The organism is Alkalihalobacillus sp. NPDC127517, assembly GCF_050276055.1.
Classification (GTDB): Bacteria; Bacillota; Bacilli; order Bacillales; family Bacillaceae_D; genus Alkalicoccobacillus.
Genome location: NZ_JBNNQX010000009.1, coordinates 1 through 12376, shown reverse-complemented (window position 1 = coordinate 12376; position 12376 = coordinate 1). Strand labels below are relative to the sequence as shown.

The 12376-nt window shown below is 40.6% G+C and carries 12 protein-coding genes and 1 pseudogene; 7 read left to right on the top strand and 6 right to left on the bottom strand.

The features are described 5' to 3' along the window. Positions 1-54 precede the first annotated feature (54 nt). Both ACQKKO_RS13205 and yidD read left to right on the top strand, forming a co-directional pair. Positions 55-874: pseudogene (locus ACQKKO_RS13205) on the top strand (M15 family metallopeptidase); the annotation flags it as partial. A 119-nt stretch (positions 875-993) separates the two neighbouring features. Then, entirely contained in the window at positions 994-1254 is a 261-nt protein-coding gene (gene yidD / locus ACQKKO_RS13200; protein ID WP_498647909.1) for a membrane protein insertion efficiency factor YidD, read from the top strand. A 35-nt stretch (positions 1255-1289) separates the two neighbouring features. On the opposite strand, the gene lepB is transcribed toward yidD, so the two are convergent. Both lepB and ACQKKO_RS13190 read right to left on the bottom strand, forming a co-directional pair. After that, positions 1290-1823, bottom strand: coding sequence for a signal peptidase I (gene lepB, locus ACQKKO_RS13195; RefSeq protein ID WP_498647905.1), 534 nt, complete (start codon positions 1821-1823; stop codon positions 1290-1292). A 215-nt stretch (positions 1824-2038) separates the two neighbouring features. Beyond that, entirely contained in the window at positions 2039-3934 is a 1896-nt protein-coding gene (locus ACQKKO_RS13190) for a PrkA family serine protein kinase (protein ID WP_498647903.1), read from the bottom strand. A 195-nt stretch (positions 3935-4129) separates the two neighbouring features. Between ACQKKO_RS13190 and ACQKKO_RS13185 the strand changes: the two genes are divergently transcribed. Continuing rightward, positions 4130-6013, top strand: coding sequence for a transglycosylase domain-containing protein (locus ACQKKO_RS13185; RefSeq protein ID WP_498647901.1), 1884 nt, complete (start codon positions 4130-4132; stop codon positions 6011-6013). A 347-nt stretch (positions 6014-6360) separates the two neighbouring features. Then, complete coding sequence (locus ACQKKO_RS13180) at positions 6361-6918, top strand: DUF5366 family protein (RefSeq protein ID WP_498647899.1); 558 nt, start codon at positions 6361-6363, stop codon at positions 6916-6918. A gap of 206 nt (positions 6919-7124) precedes the next feature. Here ACQKKO_RS13180 and trmL read toward each other — a convergent pair whose 3' ends face one another. Together trmL and ACQKKO_RS13170 are read right to left on the bottom strand one after the other, a co-directional pair. Continuing rightward, positions 7125-7595: a tRNA (uridine(34)/cytosine(34)/5-carboxymethylaminomethyluridine(34)-2'-O)-methyltransferase TrmL gene (trmL, locus tag ACQKKO_RS13175; RefSeq protein WP_498647897.1), complete on the bottom strand. Its 471-nt coding sequence runs from the start codon at positions 7593-7595 to the stop codon at positions 7125-7127. A gap of 57 nt (positions 7596-7652) precedes the next feature. Further along, complete coding sequence (locus ACQKKO_RS13170; protein WP_498647895.1) at positions 7653-8537, bottom strand: amidase domain-containing protein; 885 nt, start codon at positions 8535-8537, stop codon at positions 7653-7655. 113 nt (positions 8538-8650) lie between these two features. Here ACQKKO_RS13170 and ACQKKO_RS13165 point away from each other — a divergent pair, with 113 nt between their 5' ends. Beyond that, entirely contained in the window at positions 8651-9157 is a 507-nt protein-coding gene (locus ACQKKO_RS13165; RefSeq protein ID WP_498647893.1) for a GNAT family N-acetyltransferase, read from the top strand. Between the two features lie 20 nt (positions 9158-9177). On the opposite strand, the gene ACQKKO_RS13160 is transcribed toward ACQKKO_RS13165, so the two are convergent. Then, on the bottom strand, positions 9178-9714 hold the full coding sequence (locus tag ACQKKO_RS13160; protein WP_498647891.1) for a methylated-DNA--[protein]-cysteine S-methyltransferase: 537 nt from the start codon (positions 9712-9714) through the stop codon (positions 9178-9180). A 63-nt stretch (positions 9715-9777) separates the two neighbouring features. Then, positions 9778-10929, bottom strand: a complete 1152-nt coding sequence (queG, locus tag ACQKKO_RS13155; protein WP_498647887.1) for a tRNA epoxyqueuosine(34) reductase QueG — start codon at positions 10927-10929, stop codon at positions 9778-9780. Between the two features lie 97 nt (positions 10930-11026). Between queG and ACQKKO_RS13150 the strand changes: the two genes are divergently transcribed. Beyond that, positions 11027-11701 (top strand): B3/B4 domain-containing protein, encoded by a 675-nt coding sequence (locus ACQKKO_RS13150; protein WP_498647886.1) that lies wholly within the window; start codon positions 11027-11029, stop codon positions 11699-11701. A 54-nt stretch (positions 11702-11755) separates the two neighbouring features. Further along, positions 11756-12196, top strand: coding sequence for a Dps family protein (locus tag ACQKKO_RS13145; protein WP_479828133.1), 441 nt, complete (start codon positions 11756-11758; stop codon positions 12194-12196). The last annotated feature ends 180 nt before the right edge of the window (positions 12197-12376 follow it).

The following is a 12376-nucleotide window of genomic DNA, read 5'->3' as shown; positions in this document are numbered from 1 at the left end:
CTTATGTAGCTGGCTTTTGAACAGATAAGCCGTGTGGTATAATCATATATATAGATGAAAGAAACTAAGTTAGGCAGGTATGTACTTATGAAGAAGAACAAATGGTTATTCATTGTAGCACTAAGTGCCATAATGGTTAGTGCGTGCTCACAAGATGACCAGCAGTCGTCAACTGACGATTCAAATCCATCGAATGAACAACAAGACCAAACAGAACATCAACCAGCACCTGATGATTCAACTAAAACTGAGGATGAAAACGAATCAACTGAAGAAGAGGAAGAAGAACCTTTTGACGAAGAAACTATGTCTCTTCCCTCAGACTATTTTAATGACATTGAAGAAGTTGATGGACAAGCCATTATTCAAAATCCAGATAATATCTTAACCTTTGTGAATCACGACTTTTTGTTACCTAGTGACTACGAACCAGAGGATCTTGTGATTCCTGATGTGAAATTTTCTTATGGTCATCAGGATATCCCTAAGAGTTATATGCGCGAAGAAGCGGCTGGAGCTCTAGAGGCACTATTTGGAGCTGCAAATGAGGAAAATATTGAACTAGCTGCCGTTTCAGGTTACCGTTCTTATGACCGTCAACAAGAGCTTTATGATCAAGCTGTGTCGAAGTCTGGCCCTGATCAAGAATTTGTCGCAAACCCTGGAAGTAGTGAACATCAATCGGGGCTTGCGATGGATGTTTCAAGTGCAAGTGTGAACTATAGTCTTGTCCAGGAATATGAGGATACAAAAGAAGGTCAATGGCTTTCAGAGAATGCTCATCATTTTGGCTTCATTATTCGCTATCAAAAGGATAAAGAAGAAATCACCGGATACGGCTATGAGCCTTGGCATCTTCGTTATGTAGGAGAAGCAGCAATTGAGATTTATGAGAATCAATTAGCTCTTGAAGAATTCTTTGATTTGGTGAAAGAAATATAATGTGTGTGGCTCGCTCGTTGCGAGCCTTTACTCATTAGGAGGAAGGTTCATTTGAAACAACTCATCTTAGCCATCATTCGGTTTTATCGGCGGTTTATCTCCCGCTACACACCACCAACGTGCCGCTTTTACCCGACTTGCTCGCAGTACGGAGCAACGGTCTTTACAAGATATGGTGCAGCAAAAGGATCGTGGCTTCTACTGAAACGATTAGCTAAATGTCATCCCTTTCACCCAGGTGGAATTGACATGCCTCCAGGAGAGGAAGATGAAGAGGAATCTGCTTCTCATACATGCCAGCATCACCATTAAAAAAGCCGGAATCACAAGTGGATTCCGGCTTTTACTTATTTATTTCCCATAAATGAAAACTCAGGTAACGGCCAAAAGCGCAAATCAACTTTTCCAACAATTTGATCTTCACTCACTGGCCCAATCCGACGACTATCAAGACTACTTGGACGATTATCTCCCATGACAAAAACATGTCCATCAGGTACAACAATCTCGTCAAAGTCCTCTGTATACTTTCCAGGTCCTGGTTTGACTTCATCTAAATAGGGCTCTGACACTTCTTCATCATTTATATAGAGAATGTCATTCTCTACCCGAATCGTATCACCTGGCAAACCAATCACACGCTTAATATAATCTTCCTCTTCTGTCGCATGAAAAACAATTAAATCATCATGCTTTGGTTCCCCAAATTGATAATTTAACTTATTCACAATAAACAGCTCTCCTTCATGAGCTGTCGGAAGCATAGATTCACCTCTGACTTCATAACTCGTGAATAAGAAGGCACGTATGATCACTGCTAGTAGAATTGCAATAATAATTGCCTTTACCCAGCCAAAGATCTCACTTTTCGTTGTACTCACACTGTTCCTCCGCCATTCTTTTCTTTTCAATTTACCACTTTTAAACAAAGACGACAACCTTGCTGTACCGCTTTGCTAGTGACTATGTAGAACGGATTGTGCAGTCAACACGCTTAAACCAAGCCTTCCTCATCTATTTGTAAAATTAACGTTTTTTATCTTACTTTCTGTACATAAAGAACCGATGAGCTTTATGCTTCACCGGTTCCACCTGTTTAACGATTCAACAGGCTACCCACATAACGTAGAAGTTCGTTGGCAGAGGTTGAATTATATCCATGCTCATCAATTAATCGTGCAATCACTTCGTTTACTTTCTTAAGCTGAGATTCGTCTGGTGTTTTTACAGATGTGGTGATTTTAACAATGTCTTTTAAGTCAGCAAACAGTTTCTTCTGAATGGCTTCACGTAAGCGTTCGTGAGAGTTGTAATCGAATTTTTTGCCTTTTCTCGCATACGCTGAAATCCGAATTAAGATCTCTTCCCTAAATGCTTTCTTTGCATTTTCAGAGATGCCAATCTGCTCTTCAATTGAGCGCATAAGCTTCTCATCAGGAGTCATTTCTTCCCCAGTTAAAGGATCTCGTAATTTATTCTTGTTGCAGTAAGCTTCCACGTTATCTAAATAATTGTCCATAAGCGTTTTAGCAGACTCGTCGTACGAATACACAAATGCTTTTTGTACTTCTTTTTTCGCAATCGTATCGTATTCTTTTCGTGCAATCGAGATAAAGTCCATATACCGCTCTCGTTCTTCCTTTGAAATCGATGCATGCTGATCCAATCCTTCTTTAATGGAACGTAGCACATCTAATGCGTTGATGGACGTTAATTGCTTACGAATAATGGCTGATGAGATACGGTTAATGACATAACGCGGATCAATCCCGCTCATTCCCTCATCCGTATGCTCGTTTTTCAGTTCAGCCAGATCTTGTGAGTTAAAGCCTTCCACACTTTCCCCATCATACAAGCGCAGCTTCTTGATTAAGTCGACACCCGACTTCGTTGTATCCTTTAATCTAGTAAGGATTGTAAAGATTGCTGCTACTTTGAGCGCATGAGGTGCGATATGGACGTGTGCTAGATCACTATCATCAATCATCTTTTTATAAATGCGCTCTTCCTCACTCACCTTCAAATTATACGGGATCTTCATTACGATAATTCGTGAGTGGAGCGCCTCATTTTTCTTATTTGATATAAAGGTTTTGTACTCTGATTCGTTGGTATGCGCCACAATTAGCTCATCCGCTGAGATTAGGGCGAATCTTCCAGCTTTAAAATTCCCTTCTTGCGTAAGAGATAGAAGATGCCACAAGAACTTCTCATCACACTTCAGCATCTCTTGGAACTCCATCATTCCTCGGTTTGCTTTATTTAATTCTCCATCAAAACGATAGGCACGAGGGTCCGATTCAGAGCCGTACTCAGCAATCGTTGAAAAGTCGATGCTTCCAGTGAGATCAGCGATATCCTGTGACTTAGGATCAGACGGACTGAATGTACCAATTCCTGTACGCTTATCCTCTGAGAAGAAAATCCGTTCAACGAGCACATCTTCAATTCTTCCTCCATACTCCTCTTGAAGTCGCATCATATTTAATGGAGATAAGTGACCTTCAATCTTTACACCATACTCCTCTTGAAAGTCGGCACGAAGGTGCTGAGGTATCAGATGAAGTGGGTCTTCATGCATTGGGCAGCCTTTAATGGCATAGACAGCTCCGCGATCCGTTCTGGAATATTGCTCTAGTCCTCTTTTAAGCATCGTTACAAGAGTTGATTTCCCTCCACTTACCGGTCCCATAAGTAATAAAATTCGCTTACGAACATCTAATCGTTTAGCTGCCGAGTGGAAGTACTCTTCTACCAACTGTTCAATTGACTCTTCTAACCCATAGATTTGCTCTTTAAAAAAGGAAAATGTCTTTTTGCCATCCTTCTCCTCCACTCCAGCATCTTCAATCATATTAAACACTCTGGAATGAGCGGTCTGCGTCACATAAGGTTTTTCTTTAATCAGCTCTAAATAATCCTCAAAGGTTCCTTCCCACTTCAACTGTTCTTCTTCTTCACGAAAGCGCTCAATCTTTTTTAGTATACTCACAATACCCCTCCATCCTCGTGAATCCGAGATTAATGTATTCTATGCAAAAGCCCAGTTGAACATGCCCCTTTTTCATCATCCAACACATGAAATAAACCCATATAAAGTCGCAGTAAATTCGGCTGGTCAACTGTAAATTCCATCAAATCAATGGTATACTTTAGCAAAAGTAGACTTAAAGAAAGTGAGATTAGTATGAGACAAAGTACAGGCTGGATTATCATCGTCGTACTGTGTGCTTCATTTGTCTTACTGTTAACCCGTGTTGGTGCAGAAGTAAATGAAGTAGAAACACTATCAGAGGCGTTTGATACAAATATCGAATTAGGTGAGTTGTTTCTCTCATCTAATAGCTACATCCTTGATTCTGAAGGTCGCTTAGTGTCTGAGATCTATAAGGATACCAACCGAATTTATAAACCATTTGATCAGATTCCTCAGTTATTTATTGATTCATTTGTATCAACCGAAGATCGACGCTTTTATGAACACGAAGGGTATGATACGGCCGGGATCGCTCGTGCATTTGTAGCGAACACATCTAGTAGCGAAACAGAGCAAGGTGGAAGTACCATTACGCAGCAGCTGGTTCGTAACATTTACTTAAGTCATGAACAAACGTATCAACGAAAGTTAAGCGAGATTTTGTACTCGCGTGAGCTTGAAAAACGTTATACGAAAGATGATATTCTTGAACTCTACTTAAATTCCATTTTTTTTGGTCATCAGGCCTATGGCATTGAAGCAGCAAGCCAATATTATTTTAGTAAAAGCAGCAATGACCTCTCACTTGCACAGGTTGCTTTTATTACAGCCATTCCAAACAACCCAAGCTTCTATGACCCGATTAATCATCAGGATCGTACGGAAGAGCGAAAACAATGGGTATTAAAAAAGATGCTTGAAGAAGAAACCATCACAGAAGAAGAATACATTGAAGCGACTGAAGAGACGATCGAGCTTGCCGTTCAAAATCGGACCGATATGTTTCCGGATTATGTGACTTATGTCCGAGACGAATTCAGGGATCTTGTAGCTGAGAAAGAGGGCTTCGCTGATCAATTAAAAAACGCGACAACACCCGAACAAAAAGAAGACATTAACGCGGAGCTGGATGCTCGCATTCAGAGACTTTACGAAGAAGGCATAGCTATCCATACGGCCCTAAAACCTTTAATGCAGAAAAAAGCCGTTCAATCTGTGGTAAGCCGAATTCCTAATGAGGATATTCAAGGCTCGCTTGCAGTTATTGATAATGAGTCAAACAAGCTTATTGCCATTACAGGTGGAAAAGGCTACGAGAAATTTAACTTTAACCGTGGTTATCAAGATTTTAGACAGCCGGGTTCATCGATTAAACCGTTGCTTTCCTTCGCCCCATATATGGATACAACCGGGGTTGGACCATCTGCAAAAATTGATTCAAAGAATAAGTGTTACCCTAATGGTCCAGAAGATTATTGCCCAAAGAACTATAACGATAAAGAAGTTGGCTCTGTCACATTAAATCAAGCACTTGGAAGCTCGTATAATACGACGGCCGTAGCATTACTTAATAGTGTTGGACTTGAGAAGGCGTATTCTTATCTTGACCCATTTCAATTCGAACATGTTGAAGAATCAGATAAACAAAACCTAGCTTCTGCCTTAGGTGGATTTAACAAAGGAGTCTCCCCTCTTGAGTTAACCCGTGCCTACACGACTTTTGCTCATAATGGAACGTACTCCCCCGCACATGGAATCACCGAAGTCGTTGATGGTGGTGGAAATGTGTTATACAGCTGGGATGAATCAGAAACTCAAGTTTGGAGTCAAGCAACTAACGATAAGATGAGACAAATGCTTGCGAATGTTGTAAAAAGCGGAACAGGACGTACGATAAGTGTTGATGCTCCTTACGTTGGAGGCAAAACGGGTACATCAAATAGCTACCATGAGATTTGGTTTGTAGGACTTACCGATCAATACACTGCTGGTATCTTAATCGGCCGCGACCAAGGTCAAGAAGGACCAAAAAGCATTGAAGGCTTTGCACAGTCAAATCCTCATCAACGCATTTTTAATGATATTATGAACTAAAAAATGGCGAGCGCTCCATTAGATTGGAACGCTCGCCACTTGCTTTCATGTCTTTACTTTTTGTGAGGGTTACCATCGTAGCCCGCTGTGAAGATTGCCACTAAAAAAACGGCACATACACCTAAAATTAATGCTGTTCCCATATTTTTTCTGCCTCCTTAACGGAAAACCCATTGCTTACGATTTATTATACTGAATTCTGAGTAGATTGAAAAGGCTTACTCTATTATTCATCATGAGCCGCATCGGTCAAAGGAAAGATTAACTTGCCTAATACTACCAATCTCTGTACAATCTAAACTAGATAAGATTCGATTTACAGCGTATAGAACAGGAGTTTTTTACTAATGTCAAACCGATATTTAACAGGGCACTTTGCACTAATCTCGATCATTTTATTTAGTTTATCATTGTCTTTCTATGCCCAATCCTTTGTTTTAGATAAATTAGAAGACTTAGGTGTGTATAATGGAATGCTTGAGTTTTTTACTGAAGGTGGAATCAAACTAGCCATTCTATTTGTCTTTTTACTTATCTTCTTTATGGTCTTTTCCGCTCTTAAACTCATTTCTGATACAACGGTTCAGCTTTCGATGCTTTTTTTCTCAAAGGATGAAGATGGATCTGAACTAAATAAAGTCCGGGCCGGATCATGGATTTTCCTCGGAGCCAGTCTACTATCCCTTTTACTCATGCAGGAAATCTTTTTTATCGCTGTTCTCTTTATTGCTGCATGTCTCGTTTATTTTATGTTCTTCATCTACAAAATCTATGATTCGCTAAGTATTTTAGGATTAATCGGATTCATCTTCTTCCATGTTGTTTTCTGGGGAGCCTTTATTTTATTAGTAGGCTATACGAGCTTACGCTTATACAATAGTTTTATTCAAAGTATACCGTTTTAAAGGTACATAGGGATTTAGATACTGGGACTTAATTCAAAACGAATTAAAGAAGGCGAATGATTCGATTGCAGAATCATTCGCCTTTCGTAATTTTATTTGAACAAGCGAGGGTTTCTCCTGTAGCGGATTATTTGCTATATTCGAGTTTTACTCGCTACATTAATGTTATGTCCCGCCCTTTTTTACATCCAATAAAACCGGAGCCATTAAATCCCCTGAAACCCTTGCTGTCTAATCGCTTCATAAATAACAATGGCTGCTGTATTTGATAAGTTTAACGATCTCACTTTATCCGTTTGCGGAATCCGCAAGCATGCATCCTTGTACGTTTCAATAATGTCATCCGGCAATCCTGTTGTTTCCCGTCCGAATACAAAGAAGATCTCTTCATCAACATCCGAGTAATCATAATCACAATAGTTTTTTGTGCCAACTGTTTCAATTAAGTAAACAGATGCTTCTGGGAAGCGATCAGTCAGCTCTTTAAATGAATCATAGTAATGGATCTTTACATTCGGCCAGTAGTCACAGCCCGCTCTTTTTAACATGCGGTCATCTGTCGAAAAGCCTAACGGACGAATTAAATGCAGTGATGTATTCGTACCAGCACATGTTCTAGCAATATTCCCTGTGTTTGCAGGAATTTCAGGTTGATATAAAACAATATTTAAGCCCATTGGTACACCTCGTTCTGATAAGTTCAGATTGTAGTATACCACGAATCATTAGTTTTCCTAAATAACGACAATCTTAAAAAATTTATAGTTAATCTCTGGTGTCCATGCCGTTGAATCCTCATACGTCCAATAACGCATTCGACTATTGACCGTTTGTGCGTTAACAAGCGGTTCATTGTTTTCATCTTTTGCCACAACGATGGTTGTGTGCTGCCACCGGCCATCACCTGTGAAGTCATAACAAATCACATCACCTGGTTCAAGCTCTGAAGCCGTCTCCTTCTCTTCCCCTTTAAGACCTTGTGAAGATCCACTTAAATACCAACGCAACGAATGCGCGACGGACCAGCTTAAACTCCAGCTTGCCCCGTCCGTCCACCAGCCCTTACTCTTTTGTCCGGTTCGGTTCATGGGTGATCCTCCTGCATAGAGACACTGAGAAATGAAGTTTGTACAATTGTCAGTGAACCGATTGTACTCAGGGTTGTAGTCATTCCACCAACGCTCGGCATAGCGAACCGCTTCTAGGCGATTGTAACGACTCTTATGCCTGAGCTCATCAAGCCTCTCCACTACGTTTGGCAGGAGCGGACTTGTTGGATCGAGCTCTTGTTCATCGAGCATGATCTCTTCATCTTTTTCTACTTCTCCCGCTCGCAATTGAGCTCTTCTTCTTTCCTGTCTTTCCTCTACATAAAGCTGATCCTTTTGTTTAATTAACCATTCGTACTGTATGACATAATCAACAACGGTTTGATTAGTAATACGCTGCACCCTTACAATATCTCCTGCAGCCTTTGAATGAACACGCCTCACTTGACGACGATCGAGAGCGTCTCTACCTCTCATTAAATCTTTAGTCTGATATAAAGCCGGTTCAATAAACGATTGATTTCGATTTTTTGCCAGTTGATGAATGGCGTTTACAATAGATTGGTCCATTCGCACCCTCCTCCTATGTCTTATACAGGCTATTCGAGAAAGGCTTGACTCATTCAGTGGAGATGACTTATATTAATACATATAAAATTATAAATATACAAGAGGTGCCTTTTATGACTTTTTCCTTCCAACTCGCCACCGCCGAGCATGCGCAAGCCATGTGCCAGCTCATGCATGAAGCTTTTTCAATCTATACTGATCCACCGTCAAGCGCACTGCTTGAAACTGAAGACACCTTAAAACAAGCTCTTCAAAACGGTGAATATGCTGCTCTGCTAATGGATCAAGATCAACAGTTACTTGCCATGTGCCGATTTACTGAGTATGAGGAAAATATATACTTTTTCCGATTTGCGGTTAAAGCAGATAGGCAGGGCACAGGTGTAGGCAGTATATTCCTTCACAAACTGGAAGATTACGCACTTGAAAAAGGATTCATGCATGTGACATGTAAGGTTAGAAAAAGTCTCACTCAAAACATCTCTTTTTATCAAAAAAATGGGTACCAGATAGATCAACATTTTGTCCCTGATCAAAAACACTCCACGCCAGTTCTTCTTTTAGGAAAAGAGCTTGGAAAAGTAGACAAAAAAAAGACGAGCATTGCCTCATTTGTATGAGGTGATGCTGTCTAATCTACTTAAAGAGCTAATACTTCTTCTCTTGAACCTTCATGAATTAATAACATTTCTTTTTTATCAAGCCCTCCACCATAACCGACCATTGAACCGTTACTGCCAATTACACGGTGACACGGCACAATAATGGGAACTGGATTACGGTTATTCGCGCCCCCTATTGCCCGCACGGCCTTCGGTGCACCAATGGCTTCTGCAATCTCTTTATAGGACTTTGTTTGACCAAATTCAATGACACTTAATTCTTTCCACACTCGCTTTTGGAATTGTGTGCCACATAAGTCAAGAGGCAGATCAAACGCTTGACGTTTACCGGAAAAATAATCGGACAGCTGTTCAATTGCGGATGCTAATGTTTCTGAACACTGCTGCCATTCTCCGCTCATTCCGAGTTTTAAAAGCTTTGCTCTAAGAGTTGAGTGGATACTTTCAGTGGTTCCAAAGTGGAGGTGACATACTCCTTGCTCGGATGCAACAATGGTTAATGGGCCAATGGGACTTGTCATTTCGTCTACAAAACAAGCTGAGCGTTGGTTCATTTCACAATCCTCCTCTCACTTTCCTTAGGTCCCTATCATTCTAACCCAGGTTCACTAGACAAGCTAGTTCCTTGTTACGTTTGTTTCCAACAAATCCAGACCTTTCTTGATCTCATTCAACACATCTTCATCTTTTTCGTGTTTTTCTGCATGTTTTAGGGTTACTTCTTCTTCATTCGTCCGACCGATTTTGCCGATCGCCCAAGCTGCTGTTCCCCGAATCACTGGCCGAGGATCAGAGGTAAGCAATGATTTTAAGACAGGTAATGCACTTTCTTCTTTAAAATGAGCAAGTGCAATAATAGCATTTCGTTGAATTGGTTTTTTTCCACGCCATGAGCCAGATATGTCACCAAATCTCTCTTTAAATTCACGGTTACTCATTGTTAATAAAGGAACCAGCCGTGGTTTAGCAATTTCCGGGTCCGGCTCCATCTCAGGATGATTGTGCACATCGATGCCTTTATTTTTTGGACAAACCTGCTGGCACGTATCACAGCCATATATACGGTTCCCAAGCTTCTGACGATATTGTTCAGGCAGAAATCCTTTTGTTTGTGTCAAAAAGGCGATACATTTGGTCGAGTCGAGCTGCCCACCTTGAATTAAAGCATCAGTTGGACAGGCATCCACACATTTATTACAAGTCCCACATTGATCTGTAATAGGTGTATCAGGTTCAAATGGCAAGGTTGTAAGCAAATCGCCTAAGTACACATAGCTGCCGAACTCTGGTGTAATGATGGCACAGTTCTTGGCACTCCAGCCTATACCGGCCCTTTCTGCAACAGCCCTGTCTGAAAGAGCACCCGTATCGACCATAGAGAGTGTTTTTGCTTCTGGGACTTTTTCATTTAAAAAATCCTCAAGTTTTTTTAAGCGATCACGCAGAATGTGGTGATAATCTTTACCCCATGAAGCCCGACAGAAAACGCCTCTTCGGTCCCCTTTTGTACTTTTTGGTGGATCCTTCATACGTGAGGGGTAAGCAAGAGCAATAGAGATAATTGATCGTGCCTTGGGTAAGCTAAGCTCTGGGTTCACTCGTTTATCTATATCTGGTTCTTCAAAGCCCGATTGGTATCCAAGCTCCTGTTGAACTAAAAGTCGATCCTTTAATGTTAAAAATGCATCCGCTGACGCGAACCCGATTTTATCGATCCCGATTGTTTTACTGTATGCGATCAGTTCTTCTTTTAACTGGGCGTATGTCATGCCCTACTCACCTTTTCCTACACTTTTTTCACAGTGCATTTCAGTTAATATCCAACAATAATCATGCTATGCTTATTCTTAAAGGAGGGCTCGTCCCGTGCTAGAAGCTACAATTGACTCAACCATTCTATCTACTTATCCAACCTTAACATTTGGAATCATATCCTACAAACGAATTGCCATAAGTACGTCACCTCAAATGATACAAGGTCGTATCAGGTATTTTCAAGAGGTACTTTCTGTTTCTTTAGAAGAGAGTGACCTAACTACTATAGAAGGCATTGCTGCTTGGCGAGAGGTGTTTAACGCATTTGGTATACCTGCTTCGCGTTATCGTCCTTCACATGAAGCACTTTATCGCCGAGTGAAAAAAGGAGAATTTCTCGAAGCTCCTCATTCTGCTATCGACCTGAATAACTTTTTTTCCTTAGAATATCAGATTCCTGTTGGCATATATGATGTGACAAAGCTGTCTGGTCCGATAAGCTTTCGTATAGGAAAGGCAGGAGAAATGTATAATGGGTTAAATGGTCGAGTGTTCCAAGCTGAAGGAAAACTAATCAGTGCGGATCTACATGGACCATTTGGAAGTCCGATAGTGGATTCCGTACGTTCTTCTATTCAGACAACAACTACTGAAGCCATCCAAATTTTTTATTTAAATCCTGCGTTATCTGCTGATGAAGCCGGTCAGCTTCTAAGCCGTGCCGCTCAGATGTTTACTCAGGTTCACGGTGGAGAAGCTGAATGGTCCCTTGTGCAAGGCGTTTAAAAAAGCAAATTTCGGGAAACGATTATAGAGAAATCATAATAGGAGGCCATGATCATGTCACAAGAAAAAATCGGACACATTTTAAACAATCAAGTATCGAATTGGAGCGTTCTTTTCACCAAACTTCACAACTATCACTGGTATGTAAAAGGACCTCAATTCTTTACTCTTCATGAAAAATTCGAGGAATTATATAATGAAGCATCTGGCTATATTGATGAATTAGCTGAGCGCTTACTTGCTTTAAAAGGTAAACCACTTGCAACAATGAAAGAACATCTTGAAACAGCAACAGTGAAGGAAGCAGAAAATAATTTGTCTGCAGAATCAATGGTTGAAGATATCGTTCATGACTTTACAATCTTAATTGATGAGCTGAAGGAAGGCATGGAAGCGGCTGAAAACCTTGGCGACCAAACAACGGCTGATATGCTGCTTGCGATTCACCAATCGCTTGAGAAGCACAACTGGATGCTTCGTTCATTCCTACGTTAATAAAACATTCAAGAATTAGACAAAACTAAAAATCAAAAAAATGGCGAATGATTCAATTAAAGAATCATTCGCCATTTGTTTCTTATGAACAAGCGGAGGGAGAACCCGAGACTCCCTCCGAAAAAGTTAATGTATCAATGGTTTTAAGGTTTTTAAAGAGATAAAAATATTTTTTATGAA

Bases quoted from the DNA above. Each gene is read 5' to 3' on its own strand.
- ACQKKO_RS13185 (WP_498647901.1), top strand. From the start codon at position 4,130: ATGAGACAAAGTACAGGCTGGATTATCATCGTCGTACTGTGTGCTTCA.
- ACQKKO_RS13180 (WP_498647899.1), top strand. From the start codon at position 6,361: ATGTCAAACCGATATTTAACAGGGCACTTTGCACTAATCTCGATCATT.
- ACQKKO_RS13165 (WP_498647893.1), top strand. From the start codon at position 8,651: ATGACTTTTTCCTTCCAACTCGCCACCGCCGAGCATGCGCAAGCCATG.
- queG (WP_498647887.1), bottom strand. From the start codon at position 10,929: ATGACATACGCCCAGTTAAAAGAAGAACTGATCGCATACAGTAAAACA.
- ACQKKO_RS13170 (WP_498647895.1), bottom strand. From the start codon at position 8,537: ATGGACCAATCTATTGTAAACGCCATTCATCAACTGGCAAAAAATCGA.
- ACQKKO_RS13160 (WP_498647891.1), bottom strand. From the start codon at position 9,714: ATGAACCAACGCTCAGCTTGTTTTGTAGACGAAATGACAAGTCCCATT.
- trmL (WP_498647897.1), bottom strand. From the start codon at position 7,595: ATGGGCTTAAATATTGTTTTATATCAACCTGAAATTCCTGCAAACACA.
- ACQKKO_RS13145 (WP_479828133.1), top strand. From the start codon at position 11,756: ATGTCACAAGAAAAAATCGGACACATTTTAAACAATCAAGTATCGAAT.